We start from the raw sequence: 380 nt of genomic DNA, 5'->3' as shown, positions 1-380 counted from the left end.
GAACAGTTGTTTCATACCTTTTGCCCCCATTTATGGACATGAACTGGCTCTATACTACCCACAATAGAATCTAAACTATTATGACCATCCCAGTTCCATTCGTAATTTTTCCATTTCCCGTCCTTTTCATCTTTTACTACTTTCAATTTCATTCCCATCTGTGCATTTTCTACAGGATCAAAGTATTTCACACGATAGTAATACTCATTTTCTCCTTCTTTTAAGTCAAATCGGTATAAGTCATATCGCTCCTTCATTCCCTTACTAGCACCTGGATGTTTAATTCGATCTTCTCCAAAATCAAATTTTTTGTATTGTAATTCATTCATTTTTTTTCGATCCATTTCAATATAGGCTCTTACATAGTTCATTGCGGCTTT

At 34.5% G+C, this 380-nt stretch carries 1 protein-coding gene; it reads right to left on the bottom strand.

Going from position 1 to position 380, the window contains the following annotated elements; genetic code table 11:
• Positions 1 to 11: 11 nt before the first annotated feature.
• On the bottom strand, positions 12 to 380 hold a 369-nt coding region (locus KVT34_RS29955; protein WP_217563265.1), incomplete at its 5' end, for a hypothetical protein.

Source organism: Paenibacillus sp. GbtcB18, from assembly GCF_019091125.1.
Taxonomy (GTDB): Bacteria; Bacillota; Bacilli; order Paenibacillales; family NBRC-103111; genus Paenibacillus_F; species Paenibacillus_F chitinolyticus.
Note: the sequence above shows the minus strand (reverse complement) of the source record. Positions and strands in the feature narration are given on the sequence as shown.